The organism is Pelagimonas sp. (assembly GCF_058892305.1).
The window spans coordinates 1-21397 of sequence record NZ_JBZXVN010000028.1; the positions used below are offsets into that span (position 1 = coordinate 1).

Annotated in this window: 21 protein-coding genes; 11 read left to right on the top strand and 10 right to left on the bottom strand. The window is 57.2% G+C overall.

Features of this window, described 5'->3' with window-relative positions; all coding sequences use genetic code 11:
* From AC5EFR_RS11440 to AC5EFR_RS11455, 4 genes are all read right to left on the bottom strand, one after another.
* On the bottom strand, window positions 1-320 hold a 320-nt coding region (locus AC5EFR_RS11440; RefSeq protein WP_493575939.1), incomplete at its 3' end, for a hypothetical protein.
* 10 nt (window positions 321-330) lie between these two features.
* Window positions 331-1113 carry a ribose-5-phosphate isomerase RpiA gene (gene rpiA, locus AC5EFR_RS11445; protein ID WP_493575940.1) on the bottom strand — a complete coding sequence of 261 codons (783 nt, stop codon included), beginning with the start codon at window positions 1111-1113 and terminating at the stop codon, window positions 331-333.
* 678 nt (window positions 1114-1791) lie between these two features.
* Window positions 1792-2154, bottom strand: coding sequence for a hypothetical protein (locus AC5EFR_RS11450; protein ID WP_493575941.1), 363 nt, complete (start codon window positions 2152-2154; stop codon window positions 1792-1794).
* Complete coding sequence (locus AC5EFR_RS11455) at window positions 2151-2699, bottom strand: sigma-70 family RNA polymerase sigma factor (RefSeq protein WP_493575942.1); 549 nt, start codon at window positions 2697-2699, stop codon at window positions 2151-2153. The genes AC5EFR_RS11450 and AC5EFR_RS11455 overlap by 4 nt, the downstream gene beginning before the upstream one ends.
* Before the next feature lie 96 nt (window positions 2700-2795).
* On the opposite strand from AC5EFR_RS11455, the gene cobS reads away from it, so the two are divergent.
* The 8 genes from cobS (at window position 2796) to AC5EFR_RS11495 (ending at window position 10959) form a co-directional block, all read left to right on the top strand.
* Window positions 2796-3782, top strand: a complete 987-nt coding sequence (gene cobS, locus AC5EFR_RS11460; protein WP_493575943.1) for a cobaltochelatase subunit CobS — start codon at window positions 2796-2798, stop codon at window positions 3780-3782.
* A gap of 300 nt (window positions 3783-4082) precedes the next feature.
* Entirely contained in the window at window positions 4083-4469 is a 387-nt protein-coding gene (locus AC5EFR_RS11465; RefSeq protein ID WP_493575944.1) for a hypothetical protein, read from the top strand.
* 118 nt (window positions 4470-4587) lie between these two features.
* Window positions 4588-5211, top strand: a complete 624-nt coding sequence (locus tag AC5EFR_RS11470; protein WP_493575945.1) for a hypothetical protein — start codon at window positions 4588-4590, stop codon at window positions 5209-5211.
* 203 nt (window positions 5212-5414) lie between these two features.
* Window positions 5415-5822, top strand: coding sequence for a hypothetical protein (locus AC5EFR_RS11475; protein ID WP_493575946.1), 408 nt, complete (start codon window positions 5415-5417; stop codon window positions 5820-5822).
* Between the two features lie 45 nt (window positions 5823-5867).
* Complete coding sequence (gene cobT / locus AC5EFR_RS11480; RefSeq protein ID WP_493575947.1) at window positions 5868-7745, top strand: cobaltochelatase subunit CobT; 1878 nt, start codon at window positions 5868-5870, stop codon at window positions 7743-7745.
* A gap of 151 nt (window positions 7746-7896) precedes the next feature.
* On the top strand, window positions 7897-9663 hold the full coding sequence (locus tag AC5EFR_RS11485) for an aminopeptidase P family protein (RefSeq protein WP_493575948.1): 1767 nt from the start codon (window positions 7897-7899) through the stop codon (window positions 9661-9663).
* A gap of 61 nt (window positions 9664-9724) precedes the next feature.
* On the top strand, window positions 9725-10069 hold the full coding sequence (locus AC5EFR_RS11490; protein WP_299924014.1) for a DUF427 domain-containing protein: 345 nt from the start codon (window positions 9725-9727) through the stop codon (window positions 10067-10069).
* A gap of 251 nt (window positions 10070-10320) precedes the next feature.
* Entirely contained in the window at window positions 10321-10959 is a 639-nt protein-coding gene (locus AC5EFR_RS11495; protein WP_493575949.1) for an SH3 domain-containing protein, read from the top strand.
* Window positions 10960-10965: 6 nt separating this feature from the next.
* Here the strand turns inward: AC5EFR_RS11495 and AC5EFR_RS11500 are convergent, their stop codons facing one another.
* Window positions 10966-12636, bottom strand: coding sequence for a chloride channel protein (locus tag AC5EFR_RS11500; protein WP_493575964.1), 1671 nt, complete (start codon window positions 12634-12636; stop codon window positions 10966-10968).
* Between the two features lie 91 nt (window positions 12637-12727).
* Between AC5EFR_RS11500 and AC5EFR_RS11505 the strand changes: the two genes are divergently transcribed.
* Entirely contained in the window at window positions 12728-14101 is a 1374-nt protein-coding gene (locus tag AC5EFR_RS11505) for an FAD-binding oxidoreductase (protein WP_493575950.1), read from the top strand.
* On the opposite strand, the gene AC5EFR_RS11510 is transcribed toward AC5EFR_RS11505, so the two are convergent.
* A complete protein-coding gene (locus AC5EFR_RS11510) occupies window positions 14098-14700 on the bottom strand; it encodes a TetR/AcrR family transcriptional regulator (RefSeq protein ID WP_493575951.1) in 603 nt (200 codons plus the stop codon). The genes AC5EFR_RS11505 and AC5EFR_RS11510 overlap by 4 nt on opposite strands.
* Before the next feature lie 79 nt (window positions 14701-14779).
* On the opposite strand from AC5EFR_RS11510, the gene AC5EFR_RS11515 reads away from it, so the two are divergent.
* Complete coding sequence (locus AC5EFR_RS11515; RefSeq protein ID WP_493575952.1) at window positions 14780-15139, top strand: hypothetical protein; 360 nt, start codon at window positions 14780-14782, stop codon at window positions 15137-15139.
* Window positions 15136-15651 carry an anthrone oxygenase family protein gene (locus AC5EFR_RS11520; protein WP_493575953.1) on the top strand — a complete coding sequence of 172 codons (516 nt, stop codon included), beginning with the start codon at window positions 15136-15138 and terminating at the stop codon, window positions 15649-15651. Before AC5EFR_RS11515 ends, AC5EFR_RS11520 begins: the two co-directional genes overlap by 4 nt.
* Here the strand turns inward: AC5EFR_RS11520 and recN are convergent.
* From recN to ftsZ, 4 genes are all read right to left on the bottom strand, one after another.
* Window positions 15648-17300 carry a DNA repair protein RecN gene (gene recN, locus AC5EFR_RS11525; RefSeq protein ID WP_493575954.1) on the bottom strand — a complete coding sequence of 551 codons (1653 nt, stop codon included), beginning with the start codon at window positions 17298-17300 and terminating at the stop codon, window positions 15648-15650. The two genes, AC5EFR_RS11520 and recN, sit on opposite strands and share 4 nt — an antisense overlap.
* 37 nt (window positions 17301-17337) lie before the next feature.
* Window positions 17338-18192, bottom strand: a complete 855-nt coding sequence (locus tag AC5EFR_RS11530; protein ID WP_493575955.1) for an outer membrane protein assembly factor BamD — start codon at window positions 18190-18192, stop codon at window positions 17338-17340.
* Between the two features lie 132 nt (window positions 18193-18324).
* On the bottom strand, window positions 18325-19254 hold the full coding sequence (lpxC, locus tag AC5EFR_RS11535) for a UDP-3-O-acyl-N-acetylglucosamine deacetylase (protein WP_493575956.1): 930 nt from the start codon (window positions 19252-19254) through the stop codon (window positions 18325-18327).
* A 331-nt stretch (window positions 19255-19585) separates the two neighbouring features.
* Window positions 19586-21250: a cell division protein FtsZ gene (gene ftsZ / locus AC5EFR_RS11540; protein WP_493575957.1), complete on the bottom strand. Its 1665-nt coding sequence runs from the start codon at window positions 21248-21250 to the stop codon at window positions 19586-19588.
* Window positions 21251-21397: the final 147 nt, after the last annotated feature.

Genomic DNA, 21397 nt, shown 5'->3' on the forward strand with positions numbered 1-21397 from the left:
GGCAACCATAACAGGTTGTCGGGTTGGTCATATCCGAGATCGCGGAGCCATAGACCTTTGTCAGTTACCGCCACACCTATCGCCTTACTGGGACGTCGTGGACTGGCGCCCAAAAAGCGCTCATTCACTAAATCCCAAATAGAAAAACTGATTATGACCAATAGGCAAACATCGCCAATCACCAAGACAATCGGGTAAGAACTTTCACCGGAGTAGATCCAGATAACATGTGCAGCCGCCAAACCCAAAGCATAGCGGCCGGTCGTAATCCCCCCTTTTTCGCGAATGTAACCTTCGAATATAACTGTGTCGCCCGCCACCTAAACCTCCTCAAATATCGCGAAACAGGTTGTCCGTTTCGACAAAATCCAAGCGGTCTTCGGATACCGTGCCTTCGTTGATATCGCGGGTTTCGACGCGGCCATCACCATAGCCGATCACCACCTTGTCACAGATGTCGATAAACAGCCCGTTTTCCACCACGCCGGGGATTTGGTTCAGCACCATCGCCAATTGCCGGGCGTTGCCGATACGGCCCAGATGCAGGTCGAGGATATGGTTGCCCTCATCGGTGATAAACGGAATCTCGCCATTCATCCGTAAAGACGCTTGGCGCCCCATCACATCCATCGACACCAGCGTTTCTTCGACCAAGGCTTGGGTGGTTTGCCAGCCAAACGGAATGACCTCGATCGGCAATGGGAACGACCCAAGGTGTTCCACCTCTTTGGCGGCATCGGCGATGACGATCATCTGATCCGACGCGGTCGCGACGATCTTTTCCTGCAACAAGGCCCCGCCCCCGCCTTTGACCAGTGACAGGTTGGCATCAAACTCATCCGCACCATCAATCGTCAAATCAAGCCAGCGCGCCTCATCAAGCGAAATCACCTCGATCCCGACCTCACGCGCCAATTCGGCGGTGCGGGTCGATGTCGGAACCCCGCGGATTTTCAACCCGTCCTCTTCCACCATTTCGCCCAGGCACCGCACCAACCACGCCGCCGTGGACCCGGTTCCTAGGCCGACACGCATGCCGTCTTCTACAAAATCGGCGGCGCGTTTGGCGGCCACGAATTTGGCTTTGTCGATCGGTGACAGCTCTCCGGTCATAATGGTCCCTCGGGTCTTGGAGTTAGGCTTGGGGGTGAATAGGCGAATGCCCCCCTTATAAAAGCCAAAAGGCCATTGCGCGAGAAAGATTTATCTCGTTTTGCAATGGCCTTTGTTTGTTCGCTAAACCGGGTTATCCGCCCTCGCGCACCGGATCAAAACTCAATTGATAGCGCGTCTTGGAAACGCCTTTGACCGGCAAGGATCGGCACCCGCCCCAAGCAGCCATCAAATCGCGTCCCGGTTTGACCGCGGTGAAGAGCTAAGATCACGGATGATCTTTTTACCCTGCAGTTTGATATATCCTTTGGAAAGGATCGCCCGTTTTGTGTCGCCATCGCCGAATATTCTTCGGCAACAACAGCGCCGCAACCATAGGGTTTGCCGTCGTGGGTTTTAATGCGCCACGCCAAATGTGTTTTGCCCAAACCACCCGACCAGTTCGAGTTAGACACTTGAAACTTGTCATTGGTTGGAATGGTAATTTTAGCGAATTTGGCCGCAAGGGGCATCGCGCAAAACATTGCAATTGCGGTGCAAACACTGGTCTTTGGCGTCGCAGCTATGTTCTTCGTGTCGTGCAAGGTGGCCACAGAGAACCTCGGAAGAGAGGCCAGCGAGCGCCAGACAAGGCATCAAGAACCCGACCGAAACCTGCCCCTCCTTGCAAAATGCCCCCTAGTTCAGAGTGGATTGCACCAGCCATGTCAGGATCGCCCCGATCACGGCCCCAATCGCATAAGGAACCAGCTGACGCCAAACGGGTTTTCGATTCTTTGCGGAAATGCCTTGTTCCACCAAATTGCGCAGCGTGTCAGGTGGCGACTTGTCCGGCAGCGTTTCAGTAAAGGTGACGAAATACGCCCGCCATGCGGCCACATCCTGCTGCAAGTCAGAATCACTGACCAAACGCGCCTCAAAGGCCTGCAACTCATCAGAGGTCAAAAGGCCCAGCACATATTCGGCGGCAATGGCGTCATCCCCGTCGAGAGGCGGTTTCTTATTCGCTTCGGATAGCTGATCCACATCGACACGCGTCATCGGCTGAGGCACGCGCGCAATTGTAAAATACCGGTGCGCACATCACGTCGCAGCCTTGTGGGGCTTTCGCCGGTTTGATCGGCCAGATCAAGATAAGATAGCCCTTTCAAATAGATAGATCGAAGCGTTGAGGCCTCATCCCTGGGCAATTCGGCCAAACAAACCGCAAGCTGCCCGCCAAATGCGCTCTGGGGTTGGGCCATTTGGCTGTCTGCTGTCTCATACAATCGGCGGGTGATCCCCGGCGCGCCTTCTCCGGTGTCTTTTGCCCGCTCAAGCCGGTGACGCGCCACCGACGCGTCCCGCGCCAAGGACAAGAGCCACACCAAAGGCGTCGACCCATTGGCCCGCACATATCCGGCGCTGCGCCAAATCCCGTCATAGACCGAAATCAAAACCTCTTGGGCCACATCATCACTGCGCAAAATGCCCCAACACAGGCCATATAGACGTGGCGAAGTCATGTCATAAAGCCCGCGCAAGGCGCGCCGATCCCCCTTGGCGATCTTCGCCAACATTGCTTCTAGCTCATCATCCGTCGACATTGCGTTCGAACGTCCCCGCTGCCCCTTGCCCCTTCCGGCGAAATGATGCACCACGGGGGCGCAGTTTTCGAGCCCGGATAAGAGGACACCTTTACCATGACGGACGGCCTGATCGATATCAACGCGAAACCCACCGAAGAAATTTCCGTCCGTGAGGTCTTTGGCATCGATACAGACATGGTTGTGCATGGTTTTCCTGAGCGCACCTCCCGCGTGCCAGAGGAAGACAGCACCTACAAGTTTGACCCCGATACGACCCTTGCCATTCTGGCCGGTTTCAACCGGAATCGCCGGGTGATGATTCAGGGCTATCACGGCACCGGCAAGTCGACGCACATCGAACAAGTGGCGTCGCGACTCAACTGGCCTGCGGTTCGTGTCAATCTGGACTCACATATCTCGCGGATTGATCTGATCGGCAAAGACGCAATCAAATTGGTCGACGGCAAGCAGACAACCGAGTTCCAAGAAGGCATCTTGCCTTGGGCGCTGCGCAATCCGACGGCGATTGTGTTTGACGAATATGACGCCGGGCGCGCCGATGTTATGTTTGTGATCCAGCGGGTTTTGGAAACCGATGGTAAGCTGACCTTGTTGGATCAGAACGAAGTCATCACACCGCACCCCTATTTCCGTCTGTTCGCCACCGCCAACACCGTTGGTTTGGGGGATACAACCGGGCTTTATCACGGCACGCAACAGATCAACCAAGGTCAGATGGACCGTTGGTCATTGGTCGCAACGTTGAACTATCTGTCAATCGACGCCGAAACCCAGATCATTCTGTCCAAAGCGCCGCATTACAACACCGAAGCCGGTCGCAAGACCATCAAACAGATGGTCACCGTCGCCGATTTCACCCGCCGCGCCTTTATGAATGGTGAGCTGTCGACCGTTATGTCGCCGCGGACCGTAATCGCATGGGCGCAGAACTCGGAAATCTTCCGCAATGTCGGCTATGCCTTCCGCCTGAGCTTCCTCAACAAATGTGACGAGCTTGAGCGTCAAACCGTGGCCGAATTCTACCAGCGCTGTTTTGACGAAGAACTCCCCGAAAGCGCGGCAAGCGTCAGCTTGGGCTAAGCTCGCCCACACACCCTAAATCGCAATCAAGGCCCCTCGCATTTTGCCAGGGGCCTTTTTCGCGTGCGCCCCTTATGATCACGCCCCCTTTCAAAGCAGCGGGCACCATGCCTGCGCCGCCTCGCTCTTGGAGCGCCGGAGATCAGCAATAGAATGACAGTTTTGGCGGATTGCGCGACAGCGCCCCATGACAAAACTGTCATCGCATTAGAAACACTGCGTTCTCATAGGCTCCGGGCCTTGTAAGGTTTTGTTTACTCTGTTCTGCTGGCAGGCAGAGACGTGCCGGGGGGCTGGGATATGATGATTTTGGGGAAATGGATGATGGGCCTTGGCCTGTCTTTTGCAATCGCATTTGGCTCAGATGCGCAGGCAAATACGATGGCCGAAAAACAAGTCATGCTCCATTGCGCCGCCCAATTCGATGCCCGAACCAAATGGCTCAACATTATGGAGGACGGCCCAGAGCAAGGCGTTGAAATGGCAATGCGCCGCGACGTGCTTCTGGCAAGCATCGCCAAGATAAAAGCCGCGCCGGACCAACACTTGCGCTTTGGGCGGCACCTTCCCAGTTTCCAAGAGCGCAGTTTGATACAATTGACCAAACTGGCTGAGGCCGGTCAGGTCACCAGTTGCCCACAAGATGCCCTGTGCCTCGCCTGTAGCGAACTTGTCCCTCTCAGATAAGCGTCCAAAACCACCCAGAAATCACCGAAACACCTGAAACACCCGGCGCACAAATGCTCCCTTGCTATGCCACACTTCATGTGGCCCACTCACATCTGTATTGATGTGAGGATGCCCCATGCGCCGAATTTTGACCGTTGCTCTTTTCCTGTTGCCGCTTCCAGCCTTGTCCGACCTCTCCATCTCGGAACAAGCCGCAGCGTCGCAGCGCGCCATCACCGATCAAGAACGACAGCTTCGCAAGATCGGCTGCATGTTCACGCCAACCAACATCGGGGAAACCATCGCGATTGCCGATGAAATCGTCGCGCCCATCCTGACCCTTCCGGCCTTGACGGTTCTGACCTATGGCGACATCGTCGTCGGCCAAACCCCCGGCAAATACGACATCACTGCTCGGCCAGATTTGCCAAACGGAGGAATCGCCGGCAAGGATTTTTGCGCAACGGTCTATTTGGATGGTTACCCACGCCCCAAAGCGCCCGGCGACCCGATTATGGCGGTCGGTCTGTTGTTTAGGTCAAATCTGGACATGCTGGATTTATACCCCAATACAGGTGCTGAAATCATGCGGCGCCAGCAGCTCAAAACGCTCCCTGCCGGAAAATATGTCCCCATCGATCTGTCTCAGAAAGCCGGCAATGCTTGGTACAGCGCTTTTGGCGGCGCGTGGCCTAGGCGCAGCACCGCGCGGCCCGGTATTCGCTTGGACAAGGTTCACTACATTCCGGTTGATGACTGAGACGGCCATGACCACCTGTCCAAATCGCAGGTCGATGCACAAGAATTGGTGCCTTGTGGCCCTTTCAGGGCGACGTTGTGGGGCTCATTTCTCTGGATCAACGGACCTGCGCGTTTCGTAAAAATGTGACAGTTCGGTAAAAGTTTTCATTTCGCACAACCTTTCATCAGGTTTTTACGTCTAAACTCCATTTTATGGGCGTTTTGAAAACACACATTGCGGCGATTGCATTGGCGATTTTATGCGCCCCCCCGACCCATGCCTTGTCTGATGGCATACCCAATGCGCCGCGTGAACAGGCGCAGTTCTTTGCCTCCTGCCTTGGCCGTTTCTCGGCCGCGCGCGAACACGCGTGGTTGATGGGTGGCGAAGATCGGCAGGCCGAAGTTGGATTTTCCATGTTCGAAGATCTGCTTGAGGCCGTGTCCTTTGATGCCCAAAGCCTGGGGATCAGCGGCCAAGAATTGCTGGCAAACCGGATTGAGGCCAAGATGGCTCAGGCCCGCTTGATGCAGGCCGCAACCTTTCAACAAGACCCCAAGCGTAGACGGATATCGGCGCGTCTGGCTGACAACCATCTTCTGGCCTGCAAAACATTGGTCATTGGCTAGTCTTTATCGCTTGCAGCGGCGCATCAATCTGCCGATAAATGCGCTATGAATAAGCCATCCGACAACCCCGCAGATCCGTTCAAAAAGGCATTGGCCGAGGCCACCAAGGTCATGGCGGATGATCCCGAACTTTCGGTAAGCTATACCGTTGACCCGTCCGGTGTGTCCGGCGACGCGATGCGCTTGCCGCAAATCTCGCGGCGCATGACGCGCGACGAGGTTTTGCTGGCGCGCGGTACGGCGGATGCCTTGGCTCTGCAACGACGCTATCACGACGATACCACCCATGCGCGTTATGCGCCGCCCGGTGATATGGCCCGCGAATTATACGAGGCTATGGAAACCGCCCGCTGCGAAGCTATGGGCGCGCGTGACATGCCCGGAACGGCTGGCAATATCGACGCCAAGATAAGCCACGACGCCAACCGCCGTGGGTTTGGCCAGATCACCCAACCTTCCGAGGCCCCCTTGCCGGTTGCCGCCGGGTACCTAATTCGCCATCTCGCCACTGGGCGCGATTTGCCTGATGCTGCCGCCAATGTGATGGAGCTATGGCGCGGTTTCATGGAAAATCAGGCCGGCGGCACCTTGGAAAACCTTGAGGATGTGCTCTCGGATCAGGCAGCCTTTGCCAAGCTGGCCCGCCAGATGATCACCGATCTGGGCTATGGCGACCAATTGGGCGACGACCCGGACGATATGTCGGATGATTCCGACGAAGACGGATCATCAGACGATCAGGAAGAAGAAGAACAGCCCGATTCTTCTGGTCAGGATGACGAAGGGGATGAGGCCGACGCCTCGCCCGAGCAAAGCCAGGAAGAAACCCAAGATCCATCGCAGGCACAGGTCAGCATGGATGAAATGGCCGACCAAGAGCTTGGGGATGAGGCCGAGATGCCCGAGGGCGAGGCCCCGATGGAGCCCCCTGCCCCACAGCCAATTTCCGAAGCTGATCCGGATTACGCCGTTTACGACACAGAGCATGACGAAGAGATTTTGGCCGAGGATCTCGCCGAAGCTCAGGAATTGGAGCGGCTGCGCGCCTATCTTGACCAGCAGTTGGAACCGCTCAAGGGTGCTGTGTCCCGCCTTGCCAACAAGCTACAGCGCCGCTTGCAGGCGCAACAAAACCGCTCGTGGGAATTTGACCTCGAAGAGGGCATTCTGGATGCTGGCCGTTTGGCGCGTGTTGTTGCAAACCCAACCACACCGCTGAGCTTCAAGCGCGAAAAAGACACCGAATTCCGCGATACCTGTGTGACGCTGCTGCTCGATAACTCAGGCTCAATGCGCGGACGCCCAATTTCGATTGCCGCGATTTGCGCCGACGTTTTGGCCCGTACGCTCGAACGTTGCAGCGTTAAGGTCGAAATCCTCGGGTTTACCACCCGCGCCTGGAAAGGCGGTCAGGCCCGTGAAAAATGGCTCAATGCCGGGCGTGATCAACAACCCGGTCGCCTCAATGATCTGCGCCACATCATCTACAAAAGCGCCGATGCCCCATGGCGGCGGACCCGCGACAATCTTGGTCTGATGATGAAAGAGGGGCTTTTGAAGGAAAACATCGACGGCGAGGCGCTGGAATGGGCGCATCGCCGGATGGCGGGCCGCCCCGAGGCGCGCAAAATCCTGATGGTGATTTCCGATGGCGCCCCGGTTGATGACAGCACCCTGTCGGTCAACCCGGCCAATTACCTTGAAAAACACCTGCGCGACGTGATCGCCATGGTCGAAAAGAAAAAGCAGGTTGAGCTTTTGGCGATTGGGATCGGGCATGACGTCACCCGCTATTATGATCGCGCCGTGACCATCACCGATGTCGAACAGCTTGCCGGTGCGATGACCGAGCAGCTCGCCTCGCTCTTTGATAGCGATCCGCGTGCCCGTGCTCGGGTGATGGGCATCCGCAAGGCGTCTTAAGGTTTTGAGCCTCGGATGAGCGGGCCAGCCCCCTCGGCTGCGCCCCATCGCCGGGATATTTTGGAAAGAAGAAGACCTTTTCGACGTGGTGAGCAGCGGGGTTGCATTCCCCGGTGCCGCGCGCAAAGCTGCGCGAAAAATGGAGCGGATTATGTATCAGACCTTCGAGAACAGCGCCGATCCGAGCCAAGGACCGGCGCGGCTACAGGCCTTGCGGGCGGCGATGAAACATGCCGGGGTGGATGCGTTTTTGGTGCCCCGCGCCGACGCACATCAAGGCGAATATGTTGCGCCGCGCGACGAACGTCTGTCTTGGCTCACGGGCTTTACCGGTTCGGCGGGCTGGTGCGTGGCACTGGCCGATCGCGCCGGTGTTTTTGTTGACGGACGTTATCGCGTGCAGGTGCGCACTCAGGTTGCGGATGACTTTGAGCCGGTCGATTGGCCCGAAGTGTCGCTTGGCGATTGGATCGCCGAAGCCCTGCCTAACGGGAGTGTTGGTTTTGACCCTTGGTTGCTATCGGTGGATCAATACCGCGCAATGAGTGCCAAGCTTCCAGATCATGAATTGCGGGCAATAGACAACCTTGTTGATTCCATTTGGGCCAACCAACCGGCCCCGCCGATGGGCAAGGTTTTCGAACAACCGCTTGATTTGGCGGGTGAAGCCCATGACGCCAAAATCAAACGGTTGGCGGCCGATCTTAAGGCCGACGCCGCCATTATCACCTTGCCGGATTCGATTGCCTGGTTGCTCAATATCCGTGGCAGCGATATTCCTCGCAACCCGGTTCCGCATGGCTTTGCGGTCTTGCATAAAACCGGCCGGGTGTCGTTTTTCTGCGCGCCTGAAAAGCTCACTTCGCTTGACGGACATTTCGGCCCCTTGGTCGATGTGCATCCCGTTGACGCCTTTTTGCCGAGTGTTGAAAACCTGACCGGACCTGTTCAAATTGATCCGGCGACCTGTCCGATTTGTGTGGCCGACCTTTTGACGGATCCGTTGGAGGCCGCTGACCCGTGCCTTTTGCCCAAGGCCTGTAAAAACACCGCCGAGCTTGACGGCACCCGCGCCGCCCATATGCGCGACGCTGCGGCCATGGTGCGCTTTCTTAGCTGGCTTGATGAGCAACCGGCGGAAAGTCTCACCGAGATTGATGTGGTCAAGCAACTCGAAGGGGAAAGGCGCGCCACAAACGCACTGCGCGATATCTCCTTTGAAACAATTTCCGGCGCGGGGCCCAATGGCGCGATTGTGCATTACCGCGTCACCGAAGACACCAATCGGACCGTCGAAGAAGGTCAGCTTTTGTTGGTCGATTCCGGCGGGCAATATGTCGATGGCACCACCGATATCACCCGCACCATCGCCATCGGTCAGGTCGGCGAGGAAGAGCGCGATGCCTTCACTCTGGTGCTCAAAGGCATGATCGCCATATCCGCGCTGCGCTTTCCCACGGGTTTGGCCGGGCGCGATATGGATGTTCTGGCCCGCACCGCGCTTTGGCAACAGGGCATGGATTATGGCCATGGCACCGGCCACGGCGTTGGCGCGTATCTTTCGGTTCACGAAGGGCCACAGCGTTTGGCACGCACCGGAACCGTGCCTTTTGAGGCTGGGATGATCCTGTCGAATGAGCCGGGGTTCTACAAAGAGGGCGCATTTGGCATTCGGATCGAAAACCTGATTGTCGTCGAACCCGCCCCCGCCCTGCCAAATCAAACCGTGCCCGAGATGCTGCGGTTCGAAACCTTGACCTGGGTGCCCATTGATACACGGCTTGTTAACCCTGACCTCCTAACTCAGGCGGAACGTGATTGGCTCAACACCTATCATGCCGAAGTCGCGCGCCGGGTTGGTCCTTTGGTCGAAGGTGACGTAAAAGACTGGCTGTCGCGCGCTTGCCGCGCTATCTGACATATTCTTGATACAATTCCCGTGTCTTTGAGGCCGGGATCATTCGCAGAGGGGGAGAGACATGAGCAAGATCACAATCACACCAGCAGAGGGCACATGGATTGTGCGTGCCGGTGGCGCGGTTTTGGGGGAATCCTCTCGGGCGCTGGAATTGGCCGAAGGCGACTATCCGTCGGTTATCTACTTTCCGCGCGAAGACATTGGCATGGCCTTTCTTGAGGCGACGGATCACAAAACCACCTGCCCCTTCAAAGGCGAGGCCTCGTATTTTTCGATCATGTCGAAATCCAAAACCTATGAAAATGCGGTTTGGAGCTATGAAGCCCCGATTGACGATGTGAACAAAATCGCCGGGTATCTGGCGTTTCAGATCCAAGAAGGCGTGGCGATCGAACAGATCCCTTAAAGACGGGTTTTCAGAATGTAGAAAGGCGGTCCTTTGCGGGCCGCCTTTTGCGTTTAAGCAACCAATTTGCGTATCCACAAAAAACTCACCCAATTGTTGCCTCACGCTGGCACCACCTTCAAGACACTTATAACACTAAACAAATTTCAAATACGCCCTGAAAGATATCGGCTTGTCACCGCCTGATATTGTATATCATACCGCCCTGCCACCATCGTCTTCCCATCGCTATTCACGAAAGGAAGACCCAGATGTTTCGCCTCCTCGCCTTTCTCATGGCCTTTGGACTGGCCAGTGCTGCCGCCGCGACCGAAGGCCCTCGCCTATATATCAATGCCCCCAATGACGGGTTCTTGAACCTGCGCACCGGTCCGGCGACGTCTTATCATGTGCTCGAAAAAATGGCCCACGGCAGCAAGGTGACACTGCTTGCTCAACCGGGCCAATGGGCCAAGCTCTACCACCACAAGACCGATACGATTGGTTGGGCGCATGGTCGGTTTTTAAGCCACGACAAACCCCACAAACCCAAACCGCCCCAGCAAGAAAATGGTCAACGATGGGTCGATGCCCCCTACGGCGATCTCAATCTGCGCAAGGGACCGGGCACAAATTACACTGTTTTGCGCAAAATCCACAACGGCATGCGGGTTGATGTATTGGGTCAAAGTGGCAAGTGGCGCTTGGTGCAACTGGACTCTGGTCTGATCGGGTGGGCGCACAAGGCCTATCTCTCAAAACACAATCCGCGTCGCCCAACCCCGGTTCCGAACCCCGTCCCAAACCCGCGCCCCTACTCCGACCTTCAGGCCGCTTTTGACGCCTGCGAACACAACTTTGGTCGGGCGTTCCGCAACTGCATGGCCCAACGTCTGCCCGGCAATAGGTAAGCCGCCTTAGCTGTGTTCTTCCTCAGCGGTCGCCGCCAGTGCTTGGTTATAGGCCTTTAAGGCATCAACATGAAACAGCGCCCCTTGCAACACCGGGGCGCTGTTTGCGTTGTTTGCATCTTTGCTCACCACCGGCAAAAACGTCAGGTCCGAGCGGTCCAAAATCGGCAGCGCGGTTTCAAGCGTCGCATCATCAAGCACATAAAGCCCCTGGTCGATGAGATCGAGACAGGCCTGCTCATCGGCGGCATTGTCATCGGTGGGGCGCCGCATCACCCCTTGAACCCGGAACATCGCCAGCAAATAGGCCTGAGGACCAGCGGCCAGATGAACATTGCGCCGCTCAAGCTGGGTTAGGAAGAAGGAGCGATCCACCAGCCGCGAGGCAAGGGCCGTTGACATCGACACCGAAACCATCACCGCCAAGCCGGTCTGCCAGTCACCGGTGAGTTCAAAGACAATCAGCGTCGTGGAAATCGGCGCACCAAGCACCGCCGCCGCAACCGCCCCCATGCCCGCCAAAGCGTATAGCGTAAAGGCCGATGAAACATCGGGGAACAAACCCGTGGCGATGTGGCCAAAGGTCAATCCCGTCAACGCCCCCACCATCAAGGCCGGTGAAAACACGCCGCCCCCCATGCGCCCGGCAACGGTTAAGGACACTGCCAGCACCTTGAGGATCGCAAAGACAAAAGCCTCATGTAACATGAGGTTACCGGTCAACGCCAAGGAGGTGGTTTCATAGCCAACGCCAATGATATGCGGAAAGAAAATCGCCAAACCGCCCAATAACAACCCCGCCACCGCAGGGCGCAGCCAATAGGGCAAGCTCAGCTTGTTTTGCAGTTCGGTTTCGACGTCATCGGCGAAAAAGATCGCCCGCATCATCACTACCGCCACACAGCCACACACAAGCCCCAAAAGGAAAAACGCCGGGAGTTCGAGATAGAATTCAACCGTCGTGGTGCCGGGCAAAATAAATTCGGTCACATCGCCATAGACAAGGCGGCTGATCACCGTTCCCGCCGCGCTGGCCACCACAATTGGCGCAAAGGCATGGAGCGCAAAATGGCGCAAAATCACCTCAAGCGCGAACAAGGCCCCGGCGATGGGCGCGTTAAAGCTTGCTGACACCGCCGCCGCGACCGCGCAGCCCATGAGATCGCGACCGGTGACACCGTCAACCTTGAGCTTATTGGCGACCCAGCTCGACGCCATGGCGGCGATATGAACAACCGGCCCCTCGCGGCCCGTGCTCCCCCCCGTCGACAGGGTGATCCAGGAACACAAAGCCGAGGCCAAACCGGCTTTTTTCTCGACGCGGCCATCATTTAGCGCCGCACCTTCAATCACATCGGCAACCGATTGCACCCGCCCATCCGGGGTAAAGTGATGTAGAATAAACCCAACCACGATCCCACCAATCGCCGGAATCGTTAGCACCCAAAACCACGGCAGGCCTTCGGCGAAACTGTGTAATTCGTTGACATTGTTGGAGCCGTAAACCGTGGCCTGCAACCACTCGATCGCGGCCCGAAACCCGATCGCCGCCAAACCAGAGACAACCCCCAACACCAAAGCAATCAACCAGAACTGAATCTGACTTGGGGCTTTGTGGCGCACCAAATCCCACCCCGAGCCAAATGCCCGGCTGGCCTGTTGCAACTGGTTGCGCATTTGACCCAGCAAAGTGACCTCCTCATATCCGGCGGGTTTCGCGACGGATTAAGCTTCGTTAACATACCCCCAATTGAATCCGGAGGCCCGAATGCCCGTACAACAGGCGCTTGCAGAATTGCACACTCTACTAGGCGAACGGTTAAGTTTGTCCAAGTCCGATCTGGAGGCGCATGGACGTTCCGAATCACATTTTCCAACAACGCCACCTGATGGGGTGGTTTTTCCGCTAAACACTGAAGAAACACAAAAGATTGTAAGCATTTGCGCAACACATGGCGTCCCGGTGATTGGCTGGGGGGCGGGTACCTCGCTTGAGGGGCATGGCCTCGCCATTCGTGGCGGGATTTGTGTGGATTTCTCGCGGATGAACCAGATTTTGCGCATCAATGCCGCGGATATGGATGTTGTCGTTCAACCCGGTGTCACCCGCGAAGCCTTGAACGAAGAGCTGCGCGCCACTGGCTTGTTTTTCCCGGTTGATCCCGGTGCTAATGCCTCGATTGGCGGCATGGCGATGACCCGCGCCTCGGGTACGACGACGGTCCGTTATGGCACGATGCGCGACAATGTCATGGGGATGGAGGTTGTTTTGGGCGATGGGCGTATCATCCAGACCGGCACCCGCGCCCGCAAAAGCGCCGCCGGATACGACCTGACCGCGCTGATGGTTGGCTCCGAAGGAACCCTTGGCCTCGCCACCGAATTGACCCTCAAACTACACGGGATTCCCGAAGCCATCAGCGCCGGGATTTGCAGCTTTCCTGACATGGCCAGCGCCGTTGCGGCGGTCACGGAAACCATCCAGATGGGCATTCCCATGGCGCGGATCGAATTTGCCTGTGCCGACACCGCCCGCGCCTTTAACGACTATGCTGGCGTCTCCATGGATCAGGCCCCACACCTGATGGTCGAATTTCATGGCAGCCCCGAAAGCACCGCCCAAGATGCGGAACGTTTTGCTGAAATCGTGGCCGATCATGACGGATCGCCCTTTCGCTGGTCATCACGCGAAGAGGAACGCCGCGCGCTCTGGTCGATGCGACACAACGGCTATTACGCGATATTGGCCTCTAAACCGGGGGCGCGTGCCCTTGTCACCGACATTTGCGTTCCGATTTCGCAACTGGCCCGTGCCGTCGAAGAGACCCAGAGCGACATCACCCAGTCACTCATTTCCGGCCCGATTCTTGGCCATGTTGGTGATGGCAATTTTCACGCGATCTTGCTTGTTGATCCCGATCAGCCCGCCGAACTGGCCGAGGCCAAGCGGCTCTCCAACATCATGGTGGAACGCTCTTTGGCGCTTGGCGGCACCGCAACCGGTGAACACGGCGTTGGCATCGGCAAGAAACCCTATATGCAGGCCGAACACGGCGAGGCATGGGCGGTGATGGGTGCGATCAAAACCGCGCTTGACCCGCGCGGCATTATGAACCCCGGCAAGCTTGTCCCAAGCAATTAACCGCCGCCCCCCCGCAGTTGAAACAACAAGGCCTCGGCTGATTGCGCTCTGGCCTGTTGTTGCAAGCGTGTTGGCGGATCAATTGCCCCGGTGGCGCATCTGATTTGCCAATCTCCCACCAATAAATCCACCCAAAGCGCCGCCGCAGTCTCGGCCGGACCCGTTAGGGTACCCGTCTCAACAAGCTGTTGAAAAAGCGTCGAAATACGCGGGAACACCTCCCCACGCCCGGCCTTGGCCAACACCTGACCAAGCGTATTGCTCGCATCCGCCGCCGCGGCCCTATTCAAGGCGATTGCACGCGGCGACAAGAGCATCGCCAAAAGGGTTGGCCCCAACTCTCGTAGTACATCGCGCGGGTTTGCGCCCTGCTCCATCGCGTCGTCTAGGGCCTGCGCGACCTGCGTTGCATTGCGTGAAATCAGCGCCTGAAACAGGCCAAGCTTATCCCCGTACCACCGATAAAGCGTTTCGTTTGACGCCTTTGCCCGTTTGGACACCGCCAACATCGACAAGCCCTGAAAGCCCTTTTCCGCCATCAGCGCATAGGCCGCTTGGGCAATTTGATCTTCTCGTTGCTCTTTGGCTTGTGCGCGCATGTTGTCATCCTCCACTTGACAGCATCCGTACACTCAATTACGCCAATGTCCAGACGTACACACAATTACGGATAAATTTATGACCCACTCCTCACCTCTGGCCGCCTCCCTCTGGACCTTGATAGTGTTACAGGCCGTGATGCTTGCCGCCCTCTTTGCAGGCGTCGCCCCCCACCCGCCGCGCGCCATTGCATTGTTTGCCATGGCCCCCTTTCTCGCCGCGTCCATCGCCTGCGCTGTAGCGGCCCTGAACTTGAAAACCGGGTTTTGGGGCAAGGTATTGTCGGGGTTGGCGGCCGTTATGGCTTTGCTAAGCTTTGGGCCACAGAAATACTTTGACCCGGCTTTCCCTGAAATCTGGCCTGCCGTCATTGCTGCGCAGCTCGCGGCCCTTGCCATCGCTGCCAACCTGTTTCGCCCAAAAGGTATCGCGTCATGAAAACCCTCGCGCGCATCTCAGCCGTGGCCGCGATCGGCTTTTCCGGCGCCATCTTTGGCTTCTTTTATGCTTGGATTTGCTCAACCATGTGGGGGCTTGATGCCGCGCCACCCGATGTCGCCATCCAAGCGATGCAGGCCATGAACGCCAGCGTGCGCAACGCCACATTCGCCCCGATATTCTTTGCGACACCCTTGGTTATCGCCGTGGCGGCGGTCTTTGCCTGGCAAAACTCCGCGCCCAAAGCAGCCATGTATTTTGCATTGGCTTCATTGCTTTATCTATGCGGCGGTTTGGTCTTAACCATGGTGGTCAATGTTCCAATGAACGACGCACTGGCCAATCAGATCGTTCCAGACGACCCACAAAAAGCCCAAGACATCTGGCACGCCTATTCCCCCCGCTGGCAGCGGTTCAATATCCTTCGCACCATTGCGTCGGGAATGACATTGCTGCTCTGTTCTTTGGGTTTGATGGCCTTGGTCCAAACAACCGAAACGCGGCGCGCTTAACCGGCCAACAAGGCCCGTGCCGCCGCCCGCGCCTCGTCTGTGACCGTATCGCCCGACAACATGCGGGCGATTTCGGCTTCGCGCTCGGCCTCATCCAAAGGCGAGACATCGGATGTTGTGACCCCTGCGGTGACATGTTTGGCCACCCGCCAATGGTGCCCCCCAAGCGCTGCAACCTGCGGTGAATGCGTGACAACCAAGACCTGCCCGCCCTCCGACAACGCCTTGAGACGTCGGCCAACCGCATCCGCCGTCGCCCCGCCTACACCACGGTCGATTTCGTCAAAGATCATGGTGACGCCATCGTTGCGCTCTTCCGAGAGACAGACTTTGAGAGCCAAAAGAAAGCGTGAGAGTTCCCCGCCAGAGGCGATCTTGTTCAAGGCCCCAGCGGGCGATCCGGGGTTGGTGGCGACCGAAAAACAAACCGCATCCCGGCCTTCGCCGCCTGCGGTCATCTCACTGATTTCAGTCACAAAAACCGCACGTTCCATTTTGAGCGGAGCCAGTTCCGAGGCCACCGCCACGTCCAAACGCTTCGCCGCCTTGCGCCGATTATCGCTAAGCTTTTGCGCCGCCACATCATAGGCCGCTTCCGCCTGCGCAAGCGCGGCTTTCAAATCACCAATCTGCGCCTCACCCGCATCAAGCGCATTCAAACGCCCGGTCAATTCGGTGGCGAGGCTCGCCAATTCATCCGGTTGCACCTGATGTTTTCGGGCCAATCCTCGCAAGGCAAACAACCGCTCTTCGGTATCTTCGAGATCAACCGGGCTAAACTCCAACCCGTCCAGACAATCCGCAACTCCGCGCGAAGCCTCGTCCAATTCCACCATGGCACGGGTCAAGGCATTTAGCGGCGCATCCAACCGGCCATCGGCCTTGTCCGACGCCCCTTCAAGCCAGCGAAGCGCGTTTGCCATCGCCCCTTCGGCCCCATCATATCCCAGAGCGGTCGACGCCTGAGCGATCTCATCACGGATTTTTTCCGCCTGCTGCATCTTGCGTCGGCTTTGATCAAGCTGCGCTTCTTCGCCCGGTTCGGGGCCAAGTTTCGTTAACTCATCCACCGCGTGGCGCAGGAACTCTTCTTCGGCGCGCACTTCGTCCAAGGCCTCTTGCGCCTTGGTCAGGGCCCGTTTGGCCTTGCCAACCTGCGCCCAGGTGTGCCGCACCTTGTCACGCTGTTTTTCATTGTCGGCATAGCTGTCCAAAATGGCCAAATGCCCCTTTGGGTCCAACAATCCACGGTCATCGTGTTGACCATGCAGCTCGACCAAAGTCGCCGACAATTGCCGCAACACATCGCCAGAAACCCGGCGGTCATTGACCCAGCCGGTTTTGCGTCCGTCCGCGGTATTCACCCGACGTAGAATCAATTCATCGCCACCCGGCAACCCCGCCTCTTCGAGCACCACATGCGCGGCGTGGCTCTCGTTCAAGTCGAACACCGCCGTCACTTCGCCCTGCTTGGCCCCACTGCGCACAAGCTCGGCCCGACCACGCCAGCCCAAAACAAACCCCAGCGAATCCAACAAGATGGATTTGCCCGCCCCGGTTTCCCCGGTCAAAACATTCAAGCCCGGTTGGAACGCGAGGTCCAACCGGTCGATGATCAACATGTCTCTGATTTCAAGTGCGCGCAGCATTAGCCATTGCCCGTGTGGACCACTGTCCACACCATCCTTAGAGCCATTCGCCCTTCACAGTCTGACGATAAGCGGTTCCCATCCAATTGCCGCTAAATAACTTGGGCTCAAGCCCCTGCCCTTTGAGCAATGAAAACGCATCCTTATACCAGTCGGACGACTGATAGTTGTGGCCCAAAATCGCCGCTGCTGTCTGAGCTTCTTGGACAAGACCCAAGGAAAGATACCCTTCGACCAAACGATACAACGCTTCTGCGGTGTGGCTGGTGGTTTGGAAATCCTCAACCACAACACGGAATCGGCTAATCGCTGCGCCAAAGTGATCGCGTTTTAGATAATAGCGGCCAATTTCCATTTCCTTGCCGGCCAAATGATCAAAGGCCAGGTCGAATTTCAGGATGGATGAGCGCGCATATTCGCTATCGGGATAGCGTTCGATAACTGTTCTTAGCGCCTGTAGCGCCTGAAAGGTCAGCCCTTGATCGCGGCCAACCAACTCGATTTGATCGTAATAGCTTAGCGCCAAAAGATACTGCGCATAGGCGGCATCATCATCCGCGGGGTAGAAATCAATAAAGCGCTGCGCAGCTGAACGCGCCTCTTCATAGTTCTTGTCCTGATGATGGGCAAAGGCCTGCATGATCAAGGCGCGCTTGGCCCACTCCGAATAAGGGTACAAACGCTCGATTTCACTGAAATAGATCGCCCCCTCTTCATAGTCTTTGATCGACAACTCGTATTCGCCGCGTTCAAAGATTTGCTCGGCCGTGTAGCTTTCGAGCGGTGTTCCCCCTGGACCGGTACCTTTCGGCTCCAGTTGCGAACAGCCAGCCAGTGTCAAAACACTCAAGGCTGTCCCGATCAGCAAAATTCGTGATCTGCCCCCTGCCATGCGCGACTACCCTTTGATCTCAAGTCTGGCCACCTTGCGTGACCCTATTGGATTTGGTCTAGCACAGAATTTTCCGGTGCAAAACGTCTTAACGTGGATTTCATGCGCAAGGGACCGCGCATGTCAAAAACGTCAGTACAGAGCCGGGATTTCATCTTGTTCAACACCCGCTCCGGGCAAGTTTTGTGCCAACGCATCATCGCAAAGGCGAACCCGATATGCGGAAGGCGTGGCAAACAGCTCACGCAACAAGGCATTTGTCATCGCATGACCGGCTTTGTGCCCCTCGTAATGACCAACAATCGGGGCCCCGGCCAAAGCCAGATCGCCCAAAGCGTCAAGCATCTTGTGGCGAACGGCTTCGTCCCGATGGCGCAAACCGCCCGGGCTCAAAACCTTTTCATCGTCAACAACTACCGCATTTTCATAGGTGCCGCCCAGGGCTTTGCCCGCGGCATGCATCGCATCAACATCCGCCGCACGGCAGAACGTCCGGCTATCACAAAGTTCGCGAACAAATGTACCATTGGCCAGGTTCAGACGCTTGTCCTGTTGGCCGATAGCGCGATCCACGAAATCAATGTGGAAATCCATCTGAAGACCCTGACCGGGAACCGCCGGGTTCAAACGCGCCCACCCCTGATCGGTTTTAACCGTCACGGGGGCAAGGATTTCGATAACCTGCAAGGGGGCATCAAGCTGTTGCAACCCATGGGCGAGAATTTCGCGCACAAAGGGGATACTCGATCCGTCAAGAATGGGAACTTCGGGGCCGTCGATGTCGATCAACGCGTTATGCACGCCGCACCCCGACAGGGCCGCCATCACATGTTCAACTGTCGAAACGCTCACACCTTCGGAGTTGCGCAGCATCGTGCACAGAGGCGAGGCATCAACAACATCCCAGCGCGCCGGTATGCGCGTGTCGCCTCTGTCAATATCGGTGCGTTGAAACCAGATGCCAAAACCGGCAGCAGCGGGGCGGATCGTCAGGCAGGCCGGTTTCCCGGAGTGCAGGCCAAAGCCCTGAAAGGTGATTGCCGATTGAATGGTTGTCTGCACGTGGCATCCTTTGGTTACCGCCTCCCTCCCCACTCGGGCGCGGCTTTGGACATTGAGATACGAAATGTGCGGCACTGGCTCAAATCAAAGATTGTAACCAAGTGAAACATCCACAAACTGTCATGGGCGAAAGCCCGCGCACCCACCGCTTGCCCTCAACAAGCCGTTGAAATTAAGGGAATATACGAACTGACCCACAGGTTTACCCACAAGGGAACTCCGCTCAATTGTCTGGATTTTTAGAAAACGACTTCACGGAATCGACACATCTGACACAAAGAAACGCCCCCGGAAGACCGGAGGCGTTCTGAGAAACGTCTCTGAAATCGGCTTAATTGGCCTGGCGGCGCAAGAAAGCTGGAATTTCAATGCGGTCATCTTCTGGCTCGGCTTCCGCCTCTGGCATCGGGGCCGGCGCCGGACGTTGCGCCTGAACCGGAGGTTGCTGACGACGAGGGGCCGGGGCTGGCTCTTGGGCCGCTGGCTGCTGCGCGTGGCCGGTCATGCGACCGATCAGAGAATTCACGCTAAAGCGCGGCTTTTCTGCGTCTGGCATGGGCGCGGCTTGTTCTTCACGGCTCCGGGCGGCTGCGGCTTTGACACGCGCGACCATATCCGGGCTTGCGCCACCGGCTGCCGGGCCACGCGGCGCGACAAAGTCCTGAGGATCGGCTTCGATGGTGTCCGGCTGAGGACGGAATTCCGCGACCGCAGGCTGATAGGCCGGAGGTGGCAGACCATCATCATCAAGAACTTGCTCGTCCTCGAAAATGGTTTCCATCTGTTCCTCGGCGGCGGCGCGTTCAGCGTCGATGCTTTGGAAAAGCGAGGGCTCTGGCTCTTGGTACTGCGCGGCAACGGGTTCAGGTTGAACCTCAGGTGCCTGAGCCGGAGATGGGGCAGGAGCTGCGGCCGCAGCCACAGCAGCCGCCGCAACAGGTGCCGGTGCAACAGCAGGCGCATCAACGGCCTTTGTCGATCCGGGCTGGGACAGCGAACGGCGCGGAAGCGGTGTTTCAGCATGGCTTTCAACCGCATCAATTCCGGTTGCAACAACCGAAACGCGCATCATGCCATCAAGACCATCATCAAGGGTCGACCCGACGATGATATTTGCTTCCTGATCCACTTCTTCACGGATACGGTTGGCCGCTTCGTCCAGTTCGAACAAGGTCAGGTCATGGCCGCCGGTGATGTTGATCAACACACCCTTCGCGCCCTTGAGCGAAATTTCATCCAGAAGCGGGTTGGCAATGGCTTTTTCCGCCGCCTGAATGGCGCGATCTTCGCCTTCGGCCTCGCCTGTGCCCATCATCGCCTTGCCCATTTCGTCCATAACGGCGCGCACATCGGCAAAGTCGAGGTTGATCAGGCCGGGACGCACCATAAGGTCGGTCACACCCTTAACACCTTGATACAAAACGTCATCAGCAAGGCTGAAGGCTTCGGTAAAGGTGGTTTTTTCATTCGCTAGGCGGAACAGGTTCTGGTTCGGAATGATGATCAGCGTATCGACAACCTTTTGCAGGTTCTCAACGCCATCTTCCGCCTGTTTCATCCGCTTGTTGCCCTCAAACTGGAAGGGCTTGGTGACAACACCAACGGTCAGAACACCAAGTTCACGCGCGGCTTGTGCGATGATCGGGGCTGCACCAGTTCCGGTGCCGCCGCCCATACCAGCGGTGATAAAGCACATGTGCGCGCCCGCCAGATGATCAACGATTTGCTCAATGCTTTCTTCGGCCGCAGCCGCGCCAACCGTGGCCCGCGCACCCGCGCCCAGACCTTCGGTGACTTTCACGCCAAGCTGTACGCGCGATGTAGACGCGCTTTGCTGCAACGCTTGCGCGTCGGTGTTGGCAACCACGAAGTCAACGCCTTCGAGGTTCTTTTCAATCATGTTGTTCACGGCGTTACCGCCTGCCCCGCCCACGCCGAATACGGTGATACGAGGTTTCAACTCTTCCTGACCGGGCATGGTGAGGTTCAATGTCATGTGCTTTCCGCCTGTGCTTTGACAATCACTCAGGCCTGTTTTCGGCCCGTTTCGTGTCAGAATAGCGACAGAGACGCCCCGCGTCACGCAAAAAACACGCATTTCATACCAAATATGGCATGTTTTTGGCGGAAACTCGCGGTATTT